Annotated in this window: 16 protein-coding genes; 8 read left to right on the forward strand and 8 right to left on the reverse strand. The window is 65.2% G+C overall.

Features of this window, described 5'->3' with window-relative positions; translation table 11 throughout:
- Nucleotides 1–8: 8 nt before the first annotated feature.
- The 5 genes from cysW (at nucleotide 9) to NLM15_RS05575 (ending at nucleotide 4,595) form a co-directional block, all read left to right on the forward strand.
- The gene (cysW, locus tag NLM15_RS05555) at nucleotides 9–920 is read left to right on the forward strand and encodes a sulfate ABC transporter permease subunit CysW (RefSeq protein WP_254116035.1); all 912 of its coding nucleotides are present in this window, start codon (nucleotides 9–11) and stop codon (nucleotides 918–920) included.
- A complete protein-coding gene (locus NLM15_RS05560) occupies nucleotides 910–1,947 on the forward strand; it encodes a sulfate/molybdate ABC transporter ATP-binding protein (RefSeq protein ID WP_254116036.1) in 1,038 nt (345 codons plus the stop codon). The genes cysW and NLM15_RS05560 overlap by 11 nt, the downstream gene beginning before the upstream one ends.
- A 90-nt stretch (nucleotides 1,948–2,037) precedes the next feature.
- Complete coding sequence (locus tag NLM15_RS05565; protein ID WP_254116037.1) at nucleotides 2,038–2,541, forward strand: CAP domain-containing protein; 504 nt, start codon at nucleotides 2,038–2,040, stop codon at nucleotides 2,539–2,541.
- A gap of 88 nt (nucleotides 2,542–2,629) precedes the next feature.
- Nucleotides 2,630–3,805 (forward strand): patatin-like phospholipase family protein, encoded by a 1,176-nt coding sequence (locus NLM15_RS05570; RefSeq protein ID WP_254116038.1) that lies wholly within the window; start codon nucleotides 2,630–2,632, stop codon nucleotides 3,803–3,805.
- Nucleotide 3,806: 1 nt separating this feature from the next.
- Entirely contained in the window at nucleotides 3,807–4,595 is a 789-nt protein-coding gene (locus NLM15_RS05575) for a 3-hydroxybutyrate dehydrogenase (protein WP_254116039.1), read from the forward strand.
- Between the two features lie 105 nt (nucleotides 4,596–4,700).
- Here the strand turns inward: NLM15_RS05575 and NLM15_RS05580 are convergent, their stop codons facing one another.
- The 4 genes from NLM15_RS05580 to NLM15_RS05595 all read right to left on the reverse strand — a co-directional run bounded on the left by NLM15_RS05580 (nucleotide 4,701) and on the right by NLM15_RS05595 (nucleotide 9,514).
- Complete coding sequence (locus tag NLM15_RS05580; RefSeq protein WP_254116040.1) at nucleotides 4,701–5,876, reverse strand: IS481 family transposase; 1,176 nt, start codon at nucleotides 5,874–5,876, stop codon at nucleotides 4,701–4,703.
- A 134-nt stretch (nucleotides 5,877–6,010) separates the two neighbouring features.
- The gene (locus NLM15_RS05585) at nucleotides 6,011–6,835 is read right to left on the reverse strand and encodes a sulfite exporter TauE/SafE family protein (protein WP_254116041.1); all 825 of its coding nucleotides are present in this window, start codon (nucleotides 6,833–6,835) and stop codon (nucleotides 6,011–6,013) included.
- 191 nt (nucleotides 6,836–7,026) lie between these two features.
- Nucleotides 7,027–8,394, reverse strand: a complete 1,368-nt coding sequence (locus NLM15_RS05590) for a flippase (protein ID WP_375166809.1) — start codon at nucleotides 8,392–8,394, stop codon at nucleotides 7,027–7,029.
- 280 nt (nucleotides 8,395–8,674) lie between these two features.
- Nucleotides 8,675–9,514: a protein-disulfide reductase DsbD domain-containing protein gene (locus NLM15_RS05595; protein WP_254116042.1), complete on the reverse strand. Its 840-nt coding sequence runs from the start codon at nucleotides 9,512–9,514 to the stop codon at nucleotides 8,675–8,677.
- Between the two features lie 142 nt (nucleotides 9,515–9,656).
- Between NLM15_RS05595 and NLM15_RS05600 the strand changes: the two genes are divergently transcribed.
- Nucleotides 9,657–10,301, forward strand: coding sequence for a YqgE/AlgH family protein (locus NLM15_RS05600; protein WP_254116043.1), 645 nt, complete (start codon nucleotides 9,657–9,659; stop codon nucleotides 10,299–10,301).
- A 219-nt stretch (nucleotides 10,302–10,520) separates the two neighbouring features.
- Here the strand turns inward: NLM15_RS05600 and NLM15_RS05605 are convergent, their stop codons facing one another.
- Both NLM15_RS05605 and NLM15_RS05610 read right to left on the reverse strand, forming a co-directional pair.
- Nucleotides 10,521–11,408, reverse strand: coding sequence for a TauD/TfdA family dioxygenase (locus tag NLM15_RS05605; RefSeq protein WP_254116044.1), 888 nt, complete (start codon nucleotides 11,406–11,408; stop codon nucleotides 10,521–10,523).
- 197 nt (nucleotides 11,409–11,605) lie between these two features.
- Nucleotides 11,606–12,385, reverse strand: coding sequence for an SDR family NAD(P)-dependent oxidoreductase (locus tag NLM15_RS05610; RefSeq protein ID WP_254116045.1), 780 nt, complete (start codon nucleotides 12,383–12,385; stop codon nucleotides 11,606–11,608).
- A 99-nt stretch (nucleotides 12,386–12,484) separates the two neighbouring features.
- On the opposite strand from NLM15_RS05610, the gene NLM15_RS05615 reads away from it, so the two are divergent.
- Both NLM15_RS05615 and NLM15_RS05620 read left to right on the forward strand, forming a co-directional pair.
- A complete protein-coding gene (locus NLM15_RS05615; RefSeq protein ID WP_254116046.1) occupies nucleotides 12,485–13,222 on the forward strand; it encodes an SDR family NAD(P)-dependent oxidoreductase in 738 nt (245 codons plus the stop codon).
- A gap of 158 nt (nucleotides 13,223–13,380) precedes the next feature.
- Entirely contained in the window at nucleotides 13,381–13,758 is a 378-nt protein-coding gene (locus tag NLM15_RS05620) for a CsbD family protein (protein WP_254116047.1), read from the forward strand.
- A 108-nt stretch (nucleotides 13,759–13,866) separates the two neighbouring features.
- Here NLM15_RS05620 and NLM15_RS05625 read toward each other — a convergent pair whose 3' ends face one another.
- Together NLM15_RS05625 and NLM15_RS05630 are read right to left on the reverse strand one after the other, a co-directional pair.
- A complete protein-coding gene (locus tag NLM15_RS05625) occupies nucleotides 13,867–15,564 on the reverse strand; it encodes an SGNH family hydrolase (RefSeq protein WP_254116048.1) in 1,698 nt (565 codons plus the stop codon).
- Nucleotides 15,565–15,734: 170 nt separating this feature from the next.
- On the reverse strand, nucleotides 15,735–17,129 hold the full coding sequence (locus tag NLM15_RS05630) for a lytic murein transglycosylase (protein ID WP_375166810.1): 1,395 nt from the start codon (nucleotides 17,127–17,129) through the stop codon (nucleotides 15,735–15,737).
- Nucleotides 17,130–17,177 lie beyond the last annotated feature (48 nt).

Here is a 17,177-nt window from a genome sequence, read left to right on the forward strand (position 1 = left end):
GCGGACCCATGACGCTGCAGATCGCAGATTCCGTCTCGCTGGCTTCGCCCGACGCGCGCGCGCGGGCGCACGCCGCTGCGGCACGCGACAGCCTCCGCACCGAGCCGCCCGCGGTGCGTATCACCATCATCGCGCTGGCGGTCACCTTTCTCACCGTCTTCGTCGTGCTGCCGCTGGCCGTCGTGTTCGCGCAGGCGTTCTCGAAGGGGATCCTCGCCTATCTTTCCGCGCTCGCCGAGCCGGAGGCGCTGGCTGCGATCAGGCTGACGCTGCTGGTCGCATTGATCTCGGTCGGCCTCAATCTCGTATTCGGCCTCGTCGCGGCCTGGGCCATCGCCAAGTTCGATTTTTCGGGCAAGACCTTCCTGATCACGCTGATCGACCTGCCGTTCTCGGTGAGCCCGGTGATCTCGGGCCTCGTCTTCGTGCTGCTGTTCGGCGCGCAGGGCTATTTCGGCAGCTGGCTCAGGGATCACGACATCCAGATCCTGTTCGCGGTGCCCGGCATCGCGCTCGCCACCACCTTCGTGACCTTCCCCTTCGTGGCGCGCGCGCTGATTCCCCTGATGCAGGAGCAGGGCACGCAGGAGGAGGAGGCCGCGATCTCGCTCGGCGCCTCGGGCCTGCAGACTTTCTTCCGCGTCACGCTGCCCAACATCAAATGGGGCGTGCTCTACGGCGTGCTGCTCTGCAACGCGCGCGCGATGGGCGAGTTCGGCGCGGTGTCGGTCGTATCGGGCCATATCCGCGGCGAGACCAACACCATGCCGCTGCTGGTCGAGATTCTCTACAACGAGTACCAGTTCGTTGCTGCGTTCGCGATCGCCTCGCTGTTGGCGATGCTGGCGCTGATCACGCTGATCGCAAAGACCGTTCTCGAACGTCACCTCGACGAAGGACAAGACGTCAATGACCATTGAAGTCAGGAATCTCGTCAAGAAATTCGGCAGCTTCAAAGCCCTCGACGGCGTCGACCTCAAGGTCGACAACGGCGAGCTGGTGGCGCTGCTCGGACCGTCCGGCTCCGGCAAGACCACGCTGCTGCGGATCATCGCCGGCCTCGACTGGCCCGACTCCGGCGACGTGGCCTTCAACGGCGAGGACGCGCTGACGCAGGGCGCGCGCGAACGGAACGTCGGCTTCGTGTTCCAGCACTACGCACTGTTCCGCCACATGACGGTGTTCGAGAACGTCGCCTTCGGCCTGCGCGTGCAGCCGCGCGCCGCCCGCAAGGACGAAGCGACTATCCGTGCGCGCGTCAAGGAGCTGCTCGATCTCGTCCAGCTCGACTGGCTCGCCGACCGCTATCCGAGCCAGCTCTCCGGCGGCCAGCGCCAGCGTATCGCGCTTGCCCGCGCGCTCGCGATCGAGCCGCGCATCCTGCTGCTCGACGAGCCCTTCGGCGCGCTCGATGCCAAGGTGCGCAAGGAATTGCGCAGATGGCTGCGCTCGCTGCATCACGAGATCAACGTCACCTCGATCTTCGTCACTCACGACCAGGAGGAGGCGCTCGAAGTCGCCAACCGCGTCGTGGTGATGGACAAGGGCAGGATCGAGCAGATCGGCTCGCCCGACGACGTCTATGAGAGCCCGGCGACCGCCTTCGTCCACGGCTTCATCGGCGAATCCATCGAGCTGCCGGTCCAGGTCGAAGGCGGCGTTGTCAGGCTCGGCGACCGGCCGCTGCGGCTCGCGGCGGACGGCCTTTCGCCTGGCGCGTCAAAACTGTTCGTGCGACGACATGACATGCTGGTCGGCCCGCCCGGCAGCGGCGCCTTCGAGGGCGCCGTGCAGCACGTCCGGAATTTCGGCCCCGTGCAGCGGGCCGAGGTCGCACTCTCCGGCGGCGAGACCATCGAGATCGACGCCCCTCGCGACAGGGAACTGCGCGCCGGCGACACGATCGGCCTCGAACCGCGCCGCTATCGGATATTTGCGGGCGCCTGAGCTGCCTCGACGGGTCGAATTTTCCTCAAAATTCACCTTTCAGCCACGGTTGGTATGCAACAACGGCCCTTCCTTTGGGGACTCCGATTCATGCGCGCTGCGGCCGCAATACTCATCACTTTGCTTCTCGCCGGCTGCGCCGGCAACGAAGCGCCGGTCCAGCAGCCGTCCATGTATGCCGACATGTCGGTCCCGGGCGCCAAGCTCGATGCGCAGGCGGCGGCGATCATGATCTCGCAATATCGCCAGAACAACGCCCTCGGCAACGTCGTGATCGACCCCGATCTGATGCGCCTCGCCGAATCCCAGTCCCAGGCCATGGCGGCGGCCAACAAGATGGACCATGACGTCCGCGCCCCGCTGGCCAAGCGCCTCAGCGCGGGCGGCTATCCGGCGACGGTGGCGGTCGAGAACGTCTCGGCCGGCTATCATACGCTGGCAGAAGCGTTTTCCGGCTGGCGCGACTCGCCTCCGCACCGGGCCAACATGCTCAAGAGCGGTGTCACAAAATTGGGCATCGCGGCGGGCTATGCTCCGGGCACCAAATACAAGGTGTTCTGGACCATGATCCTGGCCTCGACCGACCCCCGATAAGCCAGACTTGATCCCGGGATGCATTGACGCCGAGGCGGAGTGTCGCCACGGTGGCTCGCCGTTTGCGATTTTTTGTTAATGTTCCCGCATGACCGATCATAGCCCGGAAGTCGCAACAGTCCCCGCGAAGGCGCAGCGCGTCCTGGTCCTCCAGGGCGGCGGCGCGCTCGGCTCCTATCAGGCCGGCGCCTACCAGTCGCTGTGCCATTTCGACTTCGAGCCGGAATGGGTCGCCGGCATCTCGATCGGCGCGGTCAACGCCGCCATCATCGCCGGCAACGAGGGACAGACCCGCGTCAAGCGGCTCAAGGAATTCTGGGAGATGGTGTCGGCGCCGGTGCCGTGGAAGCCGATCGGCAAGAGCGATCACAGCCGCGAGCTGTTCAATTCCACCAGCGCCGCGCTGATCGCGACCTTCGGCGTGCCCGGCTTCTTCACCCCGCGCCTCCCGCCCGCGCCGCTCTGGCCGCCCGGCAGCCCGCAGGCCGAGAGCTACTACGACACCACGCCGCTGAAGAAGACGCTGGAGCGCCTGGTCGATTTCGATCGCATCAACGATCTGAAGACACGGCTGTCGGTCGGCGCCGTCGGCGTCACATCCGGCAACTTCAAATATTTCGACAATTACGAGTTCAAGAAGCTCGGCAAGGCCATCGGTCCCGAGCACATCATGGCCTCCGGCGCGCTGCCGCCGGGCTTTCCGTCGGTCGTGATCGAGGGCGAGCATTATTGGGACGGCGGCATCGCCTCCAACACGCCGCTCGACTACGTGCTCGATGCCGAGGTCGATCGCGACATGCTGATCTTCCAGGTCGACCTGTTCAGCGCCCGCGGCGACCTGCCGAATTCGCTGCTCGAGGCGACCGAGCGCGAGAAGGACATCCGCTTCTCCAGCCGCACGCGGATGAACACCGACAAGAACAAGCAGATCCACAACGCCCGCCGCGCCGTGCGCGACCTGATCGGCAAATTGCCGGATTATCTGAAGAACGACCCGTCCGTCGAATTCCTCGCGAAGGTGTCGCGCGAAAGCACCGTCACCGTGGTGCACCTGATCTATCGCAGCAAGAACTACGAATCCTCGTCCAAGGATTACGACTTCTCGCATGTCGCCATGGTCGAGCATTGGGAAGCCGGCGTGCGCGACGTGCATCTGTCGATGCGCCACAAGGACTGGCTCGAGCGGCCGCAGTCCGGCGAGACCATGGTGACCTACGATCTCACGGGGGACGTCACCGCGCCCCCGCCAAAAAGGAGCGAATAACATGGGTAGTCTGTCAGGCAAGAACGCCGTCGTAACCGGTTCGACCAGCGGCATCGGGCTTGCCTATGCGCGCGCCTTCGCCGCCGCCGGCGCCAATGTCGTCATCAACGGCTTCGGCTCGCCCGAGGACATCGAGAAGGAGCGCGCCAAGATCGAGTCCGATTTCGGCGTGAAAGCGGTGTATTCGCCGGCTGACATGACCAAGCCGGCGGAAATCGCCGGGATGATCGCTCTCGGAGAGAAGAGCTTCGGTTCGGTCGACATCCTCGTCAACAATGCCGGTATCCAGTTCGTCTCCCCGATCGAGGAATTCCCGATCGAGAAGTGGGACCAGATCATCGCGATCAACCTGTCCTCGGCCTTCCATGCGATCCGCGCCGCCGTCCCCGGCATGAAGAAGAAGGGCTGGGGCCGGATCATCAATACCGCGTCGGCGCACTCGCTGGTGGCCTCGCCCTTCAAGTCCGCCTATGTGTCGGCCAAGCACGGCATCGCCGGCCTGACCAAGACCGTGGCGCTCGAGGTCGCGACCCACAAGATCACCTGCAACTGCATCAGCCCCGGCTATGTCTGGACGCCGCTGGTGGAGAAGCAGATCCCCGACACGATGAAGGCCCGCGGCCTCACGCGCGAGCAGGTCATCAACGACGTGCTGCTCGACGCGCAGCCGACCAAGGAGTTCGTCACCTCCGAGCAGGTCGCAGCCCTCGCCCTGTTCCTGTGCGGCGACGATGCCGCGCAGATTACGGGCACCAACCTCTCGATCGACGGCGGCTGGACCGCGGAGTAGGACCATTCTCCGTCATGCCCCGGCTTGACCGGGGCATCCAGTACGCCGCGGCGTCCCGGCGCGATCACAGCCGTCTCTGGAATACTGGATCGCCCGGTCAAGTGTTTAGTCCGGAGACATAGCTGACACCTGTTCGGACACATCACTGACAGGTTGGGCGTTGGTCAAGTCGATGGATGCGACCTGCCAGCTGGCGAAGAAGATTCCGTAGTGGCCGTCACGATCCAGCGGTCGGATGGCAAGGCGTTCGCGTGCGAAAGCCTGGGGAACTTTCCAGAAGCGCCCCTTGAAGGAGATGTAGGGTCTGGTCGATGAGACCCTGCGCACGATCTCGCCGCTGTCATACGCGACGTTCGGAACGCGGGCCGGCATGGTACGGGCACTTGGCCGGAAGCGATCGGCAGGGACGTGCATATCCAGGCCCTCGTGGGGACGCTCCAGATTGTAGACCGGCCGCCAGGCATCGAAGGCACGCTGGACTTCCGGGAGGGTGCGGAAGCGGCGCATGGCAAAGACCTCGGCCTTCAGGGTGCGATGGAAGCGTTCGTTCTTGCCGCGGGCCTGTGGATGGCACGGCCTGGCATGGACCACCCTGACGCCAAGCTTGAGCAGCCACACCTTCAGTCCGGTCCAACGAATGCCGGACGTGTCGCCCCAGGGTGAGCCGTTGTCGGTGTAGAAGGCCTCCGGCAGGCCATAGCAGCGGAACGTCGCCGTCAGGTGATCCTGCACGGTCAGACGCTGCTCGTCGGCACAGGCCTTCAGGCACAGAACATAGCGCGAGTGATCGTCGACGATTGTGAGCGGATGGCAGCGCGTTCCGTTGGCGAGCGGCAGGTGCCCCTTGAAGTCCATCTGCCACAGCAGGTTGGGAGCTTCCTTCTCGAAGCGGTGCCCCGGATTTGGCGGTGCATTCTCGCTGGGGCTGACCCGGCCGTTCCGGCACAGGATCTGGTGCACCGTTGACGGCACAGGCACCGTCTGCCCGCCCCGCTTCAGGCAATGGGCGATCTTCCGCGCTCCCCAGGCCGGATGCTTGTCGCGCACAGCCAGAACCTGCGTCTCGACCGCGGGCTCACTCCGCCTGGGCATCGCGTGCGGGCGCCGCGAGCGGTCGGCCAGCTCCCGATCACCGGCCTGCCAGCGCGCCAGCCACTTGTAGCCAACATCAGGACTGATGTTGAACCGGCGGCAGAGCTCGCGCCGATTGGCTCCCTCTTGCAAAGCAAGCCGCACAAACTCGTGGCGCTGATCCATTACTGACACCTCATTCCAAGGCATGGACGGCCTCCCGAATCGGACCAATCCAGCCAATGTTGATGTGTCAGCTATGTCTCCGAACACCCGTCAGTGATCTGTCCGGGCTAAACATCAAGCCGGGCGATGACCGCGGGAATGGAGCGGGGTTTTCCGTTTCAATGCGTCCAGGCCAAAGCCGTCACGAACGCCGAGGACAGTTTCAATTCCGCGAACATGATCTTGCCGGCCACCACGAACAGCACGCTGGCCAGCGTAAGCCGCAGCACCGTCTCCGGCACGCGCGTCGCACTGTAGCTGCCGACGATGATGCCGGGCAGCGAGCCCATGAGCAGCACGCCCATGAGCGCCCAATCCACATCGCCAAGCGCCCAGTGCCCGATGCCGGCCACCAGCGTCAACGGCACCGCGTGCGCGATGTCGGAGCCGACGATGGTCGCCATCGGCAGGCGCGGGTAGAGCAGCAGCAGCACGGTGACGCCGACCGCACCGGCGCCGACGGACGAAATCGACACCAGCACGCCGAGCACGATGCCCGTGACGACGGTCGCGATCGCGGTGGTGCGCTCGTCGACACGTTCAAGCTTGCCGCGGTAGCGCTCCATGATTGCCTTGCGGAAGATCAGCGAGATCGCGGTCAGCAGCAGTGCAAAGCACAGCACCAGGTTGACCAGGCTGCGCTCGGCATCGCTTCTGAGGTCGAGCTTCCACAGCACGAACAGCGTCGCCGCGCTGGCGGGAATGCTGCCGCAGGCGAGCCGCAGCACCGCCGGCCAGTGCACACTGCGTGAGAAGCCGTGCACCACGCTGCCGCCGGCCTTGGTACCCGCGGCATAGAGCAGGTCGGTCCCGACCGCGGTGGCGGGATGGACGCCGAATAACAGGATCAGCAGCGGCGTCATCAACGAGCCGCCGCCCACGCCGGTCATCCCGACAAGCAGGCCGACGCCAAATCCGGAGGCGACATAGAGCGGATCGATCATCTCTGGGGAATCTTAGGTTTATCTCGTCGGTTGGGCAATATGACGTAGAATAAAATTTCCCTGTGGCGCAACTGCTTGGGCTGAATAAGAAAAATCTTGCTGCGGGCTGGCGGTGGACAGGGGTTTTGCGCCGTCGCCTTGTAAGGTGCGAAATAGGCATTCTCCAGGCCAGCAGGTCTGGGTTGCAGCGCCTATTTGCCGAACGCCAGCACGTGCAGGCCGAGCCGCTGCCGCACGATCCAGAACAGCAGCACTGTCTCGAATGTCAGCGAGATCGAGGTTGCAGCCGCAGCGCCGTGGCCGCCGTAGCGCGGCACCAGCGCGATGCAGAGCACGACGTTCATCACGAAGGCCAGCGCGTAGGCGAGAGCGCAGATCTTCTGCTGGCCGAGCATGTTGAGCAGCCGCTCGACCGGTCCGATCGCAGAGCGCACCACGAGGCCGATCGCGGCGACGAACATGATGTCGTAGCCGACTGTGAATTGCGGGCCGAACAGCCAGAGCAGCGGCTTGCCCAGCGCAAGCAGCACGATGGTCGCTGCCAGCGACGGCCAGAACGTCCAGTTGATGGCATGCGCGACATAGGCCGACAGGCGCGCCTTGTCGCCGCTTGCGTTGTATTCGGCGAAGCGATGCGCCGTGGTCGCCGACATCGCGTAGTGGATGAACGAGACCAGGGCGAGCGTCTTCACCACCGCGAAATAGACGCCGACCTCGTCGGATGGGCGGAACTGCTGCAGCACCAGCACGTCGGTGTAGGACAGCAGCAGGTAGAAGCTCTCGACCAGCAGGATCGGCAGCGAGACGGCGAGCCAGCCGCTGACGTCGTAGGCCTTGGGGCCCGGCTCGATGTGATCGGCGAGCTTGCGGTTCAGCACCACCATCTGCCCGGTCATCGCGATCCACACTGCCCCGGCGCTCGCGACCATCGCCGCGACCGCGCCGAGATGATAGCCGAGCAGGAAGGCGCAGGCCGTGATGCCGATGATCAGCGCCTGGCGGATGATGAATTGCGGCATCAGGCCGAGCTGCATCCAGTCATGCGAGCGCGCGATGCCGTCCTGGGTGTTGGCGACGACGAAGGCCGGCAGCGTCATGCAGCCGATATAGAGCGGCAGCACCTCGGCCGGATCGATCCAGGGCGACAGCAGCTTGACGATACCGGCGAGCCCCAGCGACACCAGCGTGGACACGGCGAAGACCAGCCAGCGGCTGCCGGAGAGAAATCCGCGCAGCAGCGCATGCTCGCCGCCGGTGCGGTACTCCGGAATGATCTTTTGCGCGGAGGCCGAGATGCCGAAATCCATCATGCTGCCGAGCAGCAGCACCCAGGTCCAGACATAGACATAGATGCCGTAGTCGGACGTCCCCATCCAGCGCGCGAGCAGGACCTGCGAGAAATAGGCGAGGCCTGCACTGATCACCCGGATGATGAAGATGGTGCCGGCCAGCCGCCGCGTCAGCGACGCTTCGTTCGACCCGCCCGTCAACTTGGCGCGCAGCCGTGCGATGAGGCCGGCAGGTCCGGTCGTTGCGCGTTCTGCATCCATCACGGCCAATTCGAAGAGTCCCCAGGCATTCGTATCAGACGTCCCGCATGCGGCGGCAGGCCTGGGAATTAGCAACCATTCGTTAAGATTCGGTTGGGTGGGGGTGTTTCATATTCGGTGTTGTCCCGGACAAGCGAAGCGCAGATCCGGGACCCATAACCCCAGGGAGTAGTTGTTGCGCAAGCTGGTAACGCCGCGTCTTCGCCAAACCGATCCTGTGGTTATGGGTCCCGGATCGGCGCGCGCAAGGGCGCGCTTGTCCGGGACGACAACAGAGAGTGGCCCGGGCTCACTCCAGATTCGTATTGAACTCGTACGACTTCTCGGGCGCGACCAGCGTGAACTTCAACGCCGCTCCGTCGGGCTTGGCGCCCGGCGGCAGTCCATCGAGCTCGAAGGAAAATCGCCTCACGCCGGGCGGGCTGCGCTCGACCGGCGCCGGAATCGGCAACGCCCAATCGGGCGTCGGCCCCTCCACGTATAAATTGACGTCGCGGCTGTCAGGCACGACCACGTCGACCACCACATTCTTGGGCCCGTCACGCTTGACGTCGCGGATGGTCAGCGGATTGGGGTCGCCGATCGTGGCCGGCTTCGGCACGGTGTCGAGCGCGGTACGCAGATTGGCGTCCTCGGTCGAGGCGACGTTGTTGAAGCCGAGCTCGACATTGGCCTCGACGGGAATGCAGAGCTTCTCGCACACCGCGTAGTTGATCTCGGCGCGCAGCGTCACCGGCTTGTCGGGCGCCTTGGCCACGATGCGCAGCGGCAGCACGATCTGGCCGTGATAGCCGATCGAATGGCCGCCCGCGCCGTCATCGAATTTCAGCGGCGCCGGCCACATCACCGTCACCGCTTCGACATTGTCCGATTTCGAGAAATCGAACCGCGGCGGAACGCCGGAATCGCCGGGGATGCGCCAATAGGTCTTCCAGCCCTGCTGGAGCTGGAAGGCGATACCGCCAAGCAGGACAGCGCCGCTGCGCGATCCCGCCAGCAATCGCACTGCGGAATGGCCGTCGCGCTGCCAGGGTGACGCGTCGTCGGCGCGGGCTGCGAGCGCCAGCGACGACGCAAACAGGGTTGTCGCGACGCCAATCGCCGCACGCGTGGGAACTCTTGTCAGCATGGCACGTCTTTACAGGGTCCCCCCGGGGCAAACCATTGAATTGCTTGTGATGGATGCACTTGAATCAAGTCCGGGCAAGCCTTGATTTGACAGCGGCCCGGCCCGACATCAGGATAGGAATTGAAACCGGAGTGCTTTACCGATGGCTCCCACAGGCAAAAGGACGGGCGAAAGCACCCGCAGCGCGGGCCCCGCGCTCCCCAGTTCGGCCGGTTATCTCGACGGCCGGCTCCTGATCGCGATGCCCGTGATGGGTGATGAGCGCTTCGAGCGCTCGGTGATCTATCTTTGTGCGCATTCCGCCGAAGGCGCGATGGGCATCATCGTCAATCATCCCGCCGGCAGCATCGACTTCCCCGAGCTCTTGCAGCAACTCGGCATCATCAAGAAGGGCGAGCACATCAAGCTGCCGGAGAACGCCGAAAGCATGAAAGTGCTGCGCGGCGGGCCGGTCGACACCGGCCGCGGCTTCGTGCTGCATTCCAGCGATTTCTACATCGAGAACGCGACGCTCCGGATCGACGACGGCGTCTGTCTCACCGCGACCGTCGACATCCTGCGGGCGATCGCCAACGGCTCCGGCCCGAAGCACGCCATCCTCGCGCTCGGCTATGCCGGCTGGGCGCCGGGCCAGCTCGAGACCGAGATCCAGAGCAATGGCTGGCTGCATTGCGATGCAGATTCGGATTTGATCTTCGGCGACGACGTCGACGAGAAATACGGCCGGGCGCTGCGAAAGATCGGCATCGATCCCGGCATGCTCTCGAACGAGGCGGGGCACGCGTAGGTCTGGTGTGGTAGCTGCTCCGACAGTGCTGCGCGCCACCACCGCTGTCATGCGTCCCACCTTCGGTGTCGTCCCCGCGAACGCGGGGACCCATAACCCCAGGAAGAAGTTGTTGCGCTAGCTGATAACTCCGAGTCTTGGCCAAACCACTCCCTGTGGTTATGGGTCCCGGATCTGCGCTTCGCTTGTCCGGGACGACAGCGGAGGTTGGCGCGCGGCCTACTCCGCCGCCTGCTGCTGCACCGTCGGCTCCGTGCCCGCCACCGTCGCCCGGCGCATGTCGCGGGGCTGGGACTGGTCATAGCGGCGAACGCGATGCATGGTCTGGCGGTTGTCCCACATCACGAGATCATGCAGCTTCCATTTGTGGACGTAGACGAACTCCGCGTTGGTCGCGTGCTCGTTGAGATCGCGCAGCAACAGCCGGCCCTCCGGCACGCTCATGCTGACGATCTTGCCGGCATGCGATGACAGGTACAGCGACTTGCGGCGATGGACGGGATGGGTGCGCACCAGGCGTTGCAGCACCGGCTTGAACATCTGCTTTTCGTCGTCGGTGTAGTCGGTGAAGCCGAGTGATCCCCGCGAATACATCAGCGAGTGCTCGCAGACGAGATCCTCGATCTCCGCCTTGGTGTCGTCGTCGAGCGCGTCATAGGCTGCGCGCATGTCGGCGAATTCGGTATTGCCGCCCTTCGGGTTCACCACCCGCGCCGACAGCAGCGAGAATTTCGCGGGGATCGGGCGAAACGAGCTGTCGGAATGCCACAGGCAGTTGCCGAGATTGAACAGGTGCGCGCGGCTGTCCTTCGCCAGCGGCTTGCCGTCCTTGCCGAGATTAGAGACGTCGTTCAGGCCCGACTGGAGCCGGTAGTCCTTCTCCTTGGTCACGGTGCCGCCGCGCGCGTCCTCGCGCTGGCCGAAATTCAGCGCGAAGGCCATCTGCTGTTCGTCGGTGATGTCCTGGTCGTGGAAGACCAGCACCGCGTACTTGTCCATGGCAGCCTCGACCTCGCGCGCCTCATCCGGTGTAAGAGGCTTTCGCAGATCGAGGCCCGAAACCTCGCCGACAAAATGCTTCTGAAGCTGCCGGATGGCGATCGTCATGGCGTTTCTCCCGCGAACCGCGAGCGGTTGGTCCCGCTCTGCTGGTGAAAAAAGTTACTCTCGCACCCGCCGTTGTCAACGCTCGCCGCGCATGGCAGCCCGTAGCCCGGATGAGCGAAGCGACATCCGGGGCTCTCACCTCGCGGAAGGACCTTCCCGGATGTCGCTTCGCTCATCCGGGCTACCCCCCTCAATTCCTACGCGTTCCTCGCCATCAGTCCGCCGTCGACCGGGATCACCGCGCCGGTGAGGAAGGATGCGGCCGGCAGGCACAGGCTCAGCGTCATATGCGCGACCTCTTCAGGATCGCCGTAGCGGCCGAGGGCCGTGCGGCGCTTGGCATAAATGGTCTTGTGCTCCTCGGAGATGCGGTCGGTAATCGCGGTGCGGATCGGTCCCGGGCAGATGCAGTTGACGGTGATGCCCTCGCGGCCGAGCTCGACGGCGAGCGAGCGCGTGAGGCTGGCGACGCCGCCCTTCGCGGCCGAATACGGGCTGTGCAATGCGGTGGCGCCGAGCGCCTCGGTCGAGGCGATGTTGACAATGCGCGGGCTCTTCGACTTGCACAGGTGCGGCAGCGCGGCGCGGATGATGCGCGGATGCGCCGTCAGCATCACCGCGATGCCCTTGGCCCAGGCGTCCTCATAAGTCTCGTCGTCGATCGCGACGCGCACGGAGATGCCGGCATTGTTGACGACGATATCGAGCCCGCCGAAATGCGCGGCGACATCGGCAACCACGCGCTTGATCTCGCCGCCGTCGGCGACGTCGAGCTTCCACGCCTTCGCTGAACCGCCGCTCGCCGCGACTTCCTTTGTGACTGCTTGCGCACCTTGCTCGTCAAAATCAGTGACGGCGACGTTCGCGCCTTCGGCTGCGAACACGCGTGCGGTGGCGCGCCCCATGCCGCTTGCTGCGCCGGTAACGAGAACGGTCAGGCCCTTCACGGACCGGCTGAGCTGCTTGAAGTCGGACATGCTGTTTCCTCGCGGCGTCTTGTTTGTTGTTATGCGATTGACAAGGCTCGCATCGATCCGCAGACAGGTCAAACAAGCAAAACAAAAGGGGAGGCCGCGATGGCGAACGAGCTGGATTTCTCAGGCAGGCAGGTGCTGGTCGTCGGCGGTTCCAGCGGTATCGGCAACGGCATTGCGCAAGCCTTTCGCAGCAAGGGCGCTGCTGTTGCAGTCTGCGGCACGCGTGCTCACGCAACGGAATATTCGGCCGAGGAAGGCTCCAATCTCACAGGGCTGTCCTATGCGCAGCTCGATGTCAGCAACACAGGCGCGATCGAAGCCTTCAAGCCGTCGTTCGACCGGCTCGACATCCTGGTGCTCGCGCAGGGCGCGGTGCTCTATCGCCGCGGCGAGTTCGAGATGGCCGGCTTCCGCAAGGTCGTCGAAGTCAATCTGATGAGCCTGATGGCCTGCGCGACGCGGTTTCATTCCATGTTGCGCGATGCCAAGGGCGCGCTGATCATGGTGTCCTCGACCGCAGCCTATCATTCGACCATGGGCAATCCCGCCTACAACGCCTCGAAGACCGGCGCGGTCGGATTGACGCGGACGCTGGGCGAGGCCTGGGCCGAGGACGGCATCCGCGTCAACGGTATCGCGCCCGGCCTCGTCGACACCAAGATGACGAAGGTGACCACCGACAATCCCAAGCGGCTCGAAGGCGCATTGTCGCGCATTCCGCTGCGGCGATTGGGCACGCCGGCTGACATGGCGGGCGCGGCGCTGTTCCTGGCGTCTCCGCTGTCCTCCTACATCATCGGCCAGACGCTGGTCGTCGATGGCGGGCTGATCCTGTAGGTCTTGTAGCCCGGGTGAGCGCAGCGATACCCGGGAGCGGTGCAAGCAAGGTCCCGGATGTCGCTTCGCTCATCCGGGCTACGCCTACACTTTCGTCACGACTTGGAACTGCGTTGCTCCTGATCGGTTACTTGGGTTGACCCCCGAGGAGGAGCATCATGGATAAGGATCGGATTGTCGGATCGGCCAAGGAATTCGCTGGACGCGCGGAAGGCGCCGTCGGTGATCTCGCCGGCGATGCGCAGACACAGGCGTCGGGCAAGGCGCGGGAAGCCGCCGGCACCGTGCAGAATCTCTACGGCCAGGCAAAGGACGCCGTGCGTGACGCGACGGACACCGCGGCAAGCTACGCCAAGGACGCCTATGACAACAGCGGCGACACGCTTCGCGATGGCACGCAGGCGATTTCGAAGAAGGTGCGGGACAATCCGCTCGGCGCACTGCTGGTCGCCGGCGGCATCGGCTTCGCGCTCGCGCTCCTGATGTCGCGCCCTGCGCGTCGTCCTCCGCCGTCGCGCTGGCGTTACTACGGCTAGTCACCAAAACCCCGAACTCTCGTACCCGGGACGCAATGCGGCCCGGGTGCTGCGCAGCAGCGTTACACGCGGCTGCCCATTCGGGGTACGAGACCTCAACTCAGCAAATTACCGGAACATCTCCGCCGAACGCCCGACATTCCCAGGCGGGCGCGGGATCGCGGGATTAGGATTCGGATTGCGCGGTGCCGGCGCCAATTGACGCGGCGGTGGCTGCGGAGAGCCGAAGCTGAAGAAATCGCGGAATGACGGCGAAGCCTGGGCCGGCTGCTGCGGCTGCGCCGGCGGCTTCTTTGGCGCGAGCGGCTTGGGCGGTGCGATCGCCGCGGCCGCACCCGGCGTTCCTGATGGATTCGGATTGCTGCCGTCGGGCGTCGTCGCCGCAACAGGCGTATCGCCCTTGGCCTGCTCGCGGCCGACTTCGCGGCGCGGCCAGGCATAATCATCGGCACGGCCGGCGGGCGCGGCCAGCGGCTCACCCTTCACCATGGTCTTCGCGGCCAGCGCATCGACGGCGGCCGGACGCGTGCCCGGGCCGCCCAGCAATTGATCGGTCGAGATCGAGGCCGCAACCAGCGGCACGATCGGTCCCGCCAGCGGCCGCGGCGCGGGCTTGCCGGGCTCGGCGCTGGTGTCGGGGGTGGCAGGCTCGCTCGGCAGCGCGATCGGGCCGGAGCGTCCGGCGAGCAGGCGCGTGATCTCACGCTCGACATAGTGGGCGAGCTTGCGTGCGCCGGGTTTCGTGAAATAGACGCCGTCATAGCTGCGGAGCTGGCGGATCTGGCCTTCGAAGTCCGGACCCTTCTGGAGGAAGCGGCCGGCTTCGTCGACAAAGCCGTCCCAGACATCGACATAGGTGATGCCGGCCTTGCCCGCGCCTTCGCGGTAGAGCGAATCCAGGAACAACATGTCCGCCGTCCCCTTCGGGCCGCGGATCGCGGGCAGGCCGACCCAGAGCACCGGCACGCCCTTGGCCTTGAGGACGTTGGCCAGCTCCTCGATCTTCTTGCCGTAGAGCTCGACCCAGCGCTCGTCGCGGAATTCGTAGAGGCCGTTCGGGTTGCGCGCGGTCTTCTCGGGCGCTGCGGCCGCCGGTGTGTCGGCGTTGTCGGCATCGTCCTGCGGCAGGTCGGCGTCAACGGGCTTGTCGTCCGGCTTGGCGGCGGTGTCGTTGGGCTTTGCGTCGCCGGGCTTGGCGGGCTGCTTGGCGCGCGCGCCCTTGTCGTTCTTCTTGTCCTTGTCGGAAGGCTTGTCGGGCGCCGCCTCGCGGATCGCGACGCGGTCGTTGAGGCCGAGCATGACGACGATGACGTCAGGCTTCTCGGTCTCGAGGATACCCTTCGCAGCAGCCGCCCAGTCCGAGGGCTCGCCGCGCGGCTGGTACTTGATCAGGCCGGACGTGGTCTTGTGCTTGCGGATCACGCCCATGTCGGGCTGCTCGCTGTAGGCATCTTCCAGGCCATAGGCGAGCCAGTCCGCCATGCCGTCGCCGATCACCAGCACGTTCTTGTCGGCGACAGTGTCACGCTTGGCCGGCGCCGGCGCGCGCGAAAAGTCCTGGCGCGGCGCCTGCTGCTGCTGTTGCTGCTGGAACGGCGCAAAGAAGTCGCCGCCGAACCATCCACCGCCTCCGCCGTTGCGCGGCGGCGGTGCCTGGCGCTGCGGCGGGCCGCCGAAGCCGGGGAAGTTGAAGAACTGCGCCGAGGCGGGTCCCGCGACCGAGACCAAAATCGCAAGCGCCGTCCCCAGCGCGATCAACGGGCCGGTCTCGGTCAGCGCCTTGAAGAAGGACTTTGGCTTCGACATGCGATCTCGGGCACGCGCAATGGGATCGGAAGTGGTTCGATATAATAACGGAATCAGGCGCCAAACGGGCAGATTCTCTTTGCAGATTCTTCTGCCATACACCGGGGAACAGCCGTCCCCGTCAAGACGACCGGGCAAAATCCCTGTTCAGGGTTACTTTCGGCGCGATTTTACCGCTTACGGAGCTGGTCCAGCACGTCCGAGGAGGCAAATCCGTCGGCGGGGACCCCGATCGAGACCTGGAAGTTGCGCAGCGCCTCCCGGGTCTGGCCGCCGAACTGGCCGTCCGGGGTGCCCTTGTAGAAGCCGCGCTGGGCCAGCAGCTGCTGGAGTTCCAGCCGCTCGGTACGGGACAGCTCGCGCTCCTGCCGCGGCCAGGTCTGCACGAAGGGCGCCCCGCCGCGCAGGCGGTCGGCGAAATGGCCGATCGCCAGGGCATAGGCCTCGGCCGGGTTGTACTTCATGATGACCCGGTAATTCTGCAGCATCAGGAAGCCCGGCCCCTGCGCGCCGGCAGGCGCCAGCAGATAGGCTTTCTCGGCCGGATGCGGGAAGGGCTGGTTGGCCGGGCGCTTGAGCCCGAGCTTCTCCCATTGCGCCATCGTCATCGCCTTGGCGCGGTCGGCCAGCATGTAGTTGAATCCCTGGGGCACCACGACCTCATAGCCCCAGGTCTGGCCGGCCTGCCAGCCGTCCTTCTTCAGGTTGTTGGCGGTCGAGGCGATCAGGTCGGTGGGATTGTCGACGACGTCGCGTCGTCCGTCGCCATCGCCATCCACGGCAAAGCGCTTGAACGCCGTCGGCATGAACTGGGTCGGACCGAAGGCGCCGGCCCAGGAGCCGCGCATCTGCTCCGGGCGCAGATCGCCGCGGTTGAGGATCTCCAGCGCGGAGAGGAATTCGTCCTTGAAATAGGCCTGGCGGCGGCCGATGCAGGCCAGCGTCGCGGTCGATTGCAGCACGCTGCGGTCGCCCATCTGCGTCGAGTAATTGGACTCGATCCCCCAGATCGAGGCGATGATGTAGCGGTCGACTCCGGTGGCCTTTTCGGTGGCCTCGAACTGCGCCTTGTATTTGGCGAGCACCTCGCGGCCCTTGGCGAGACGGTTGTCGTTCACGAGGATGTCGAGATAGTCCCAGATCGACTTGGTGAACTCCGGCTGCGAATCCATCAGGTCCATGATGCGCAGGTCAGGCGAGAGCCCGGCCGTGAAGCGCTGGAAGTTTTCCTGCGTGATGTTGCGGCGTGCGGCATCGGGCCACATCCCGGCGACGCAATTGTTGAAGTTGCCCGCGGCCTCGCGGATCGCGGCTGCCGTCATCAGCGGATGGCCGGAGGCGCCGTCCTCGCCGCTCCAAGGTTGAGGTCCAGTCGGGGCGCCGCCTTGGCCGGGCGGGGCTTGCGAGGGCGCCGGATTCGGGCCGGAGAAAATGCCGCCGAACAGGTTCGACAGGCCGTTCTGCGCCTGCGCATGCGCGCTGACGGGCAGCAGCAAGGCGGCCGCAACCATTGTTGCGTTGGTCACAAATCCAGCACGTTTCGCCAGCGCTGCCACCGATTGCATCATACCTCACCCGTCCGGCCAAAATCCGCCTTCAGGAGGCGCGGTACC

This window comes from Bradyrhizobium sp. CCGB20 (genome assembly GCF_024199855.1).
Classification (GTDB): domain Bacteria; phylum Pseudomonadota; class Alphaproteobacteria; order Rhizobiales; family Xanthobacteraceae; genus Bradyrhizobium.

Excerpts from the sequence above, each read along its gene's own strand:
- NLM15_RS05565 (WP_254116037.1), top strand. The coding sequence starts at position 2,038 with ATGCGCGCTGCGGCCGCAATACTCATCACTTTGCTTCTCGCCGGCTGC.
- NLM15_RS05605 (WP_254116044.1), bottom strand. The coding sequence starts at position 11,408 with ATGACGATCGCCATCCGGCAGCTTCAGAAGCATTTTGTCGGCGAGGTT.
- NLM15_RS05580 (WP_254116040.1), bottom strand. The coding sequence starts at position 5,876 with ATGCCTTGGAATGAGGTGTCAGTAATGGATCAGCGCCACGAGTTTGTG.
- NLM15_RS05575 (WP_254116039.1), top strand. The coding sequence starts at position 3,807 with ATGGGTAGTCTGTCAGGCAAGAACGCCGTCGTAACCGGTTCGACCAGC.
- NLM15_RS05625 (WP_254116048.1), bottom strand. The coding sequence starts at position 15,564 with ATGTCGAAGCCAAAGTCCTTCTTCAAGGCGCTGACCGAGACCGGCCCG.
- NLM15_RS05620 (WP_254116047.1), top strand. The coding sequence starts at position 13,381 with ATGGATAAGGATCGGATTGTCGGATCGGCCAAGGAATTCGCTGGACGC.
- NLM15_RS05595 (WP_254116042.1), bottom strand. The coding sequence starts at position 9,514 with ATGCTGACAAGAGTTCCCACGCGTGCGGCGATTGGCGTCGCGACAACC.
- NLM15_RS05615 (WP_254116046.1), top strand. The coding sequence starts at position 12,485 with ATGGCGAACGAGCTGGATTTCTCAGGCAGGCAGGTGCTGGTCGTCGGC.
- NLM15_RS05585 (WP_254116041.1), bottom strand. The coding sequence starts at position 6,835 with ATGATCGATCCGCTCTATGTCGCCTCCGGATTTGGCGTCGGCCTGCTT.
- NLM15_RS05630 (WP_375166810.1), bottom strand. The coding sequence starts at position 17,129 with ATGCAATCGGTGGCAGCGCTGGCGAAACGTGCTGGATTTGTGACCAAC.
- NLM15_RS05560 (WP_254116036.1), top strand. The coding sequence starts at position 910 with ATGACCATTGAAGTCAGGAATCTCGTCAAGAAATTCGGCAGCTTCAAA.
- cysW (WP_254116035.1), top strand. The coding sequence starts at position 9 with ATGACGCTGCAGATCGCAGATTCCGTCTCGCTGGCTTCGCCCGACGCG.
- NLM15_RS05610 (WP_254116045.1), bottom strand. The coding sequence starts at position 12,385 with ATGTCCGACTTCAAGCAGCTCAGCCGGTCCGTGAAGGGCCTGACCGTT.
- NLM15_RS05600 (WP_254116043.1), top strand. The coding sequence starts at position 9,657 with ATGGCTCCCACAGGCAAAAGGACGGGCGAAAGCACCCGCAGCGCGGGC.
- NLM15_RS05570 (WP_254116038.1), top strand. The coding sequence starts at position 2,630 with ATGACCGATCATAGCCCGGAAGTCGCAACAGTCCCCGCGAAGGCGCAG.